General features: G+C 46.0%; 1 protein-coding gene. It reads right to left on the bottom strand.

From position 1 onward, the window contains the following. A partial coding sequence (locus ABR397_RS23890; protein WP_350307857.1) for a type VI secretion system baseplate subunit TssF occupies nt 1-256 on the bottom strand: 256 nt, incomplete at its 3' end. Nucleotides 257-265 lie beyond the last annotated feature (9 nt).

Below are 265 nucleotides of genomic sequence, written 5' to 3' on the forward strand. Positions count from 1 at the left end.
TGGTTGAAGGAATAGGATGTAACGGTATCGGCCAGACATTGCGTAAAATAGGGTTAACCACTTCAGGGAAAGCATCATTAATTTTTTGCTGAAGACCGGCAGCCAGAAGCGAAAAACCTTCCAGTAACCGGAGAATATCCGGGTCACCAGATTTGGCGGTAAAGGGGGCAAGGTGTGGATGTTCTTGCGCCGCGTGACGCATATCATGTTTTATCTGAGAGAGTGCTTCTCGGTAGAAGTCTTCAAAATTCTTCATATTTACGCC

Origin of the sequence: Photorhabdus viridis (genome assembly GCF_040256935.1) — a bacterium.
Lineage (GTDB): Bacteria > Pseudomonadota > Gammaproteobacteria > Enterobacterales > Enterobacteriaceae > Photorhabdus > Photorhabdus viridis.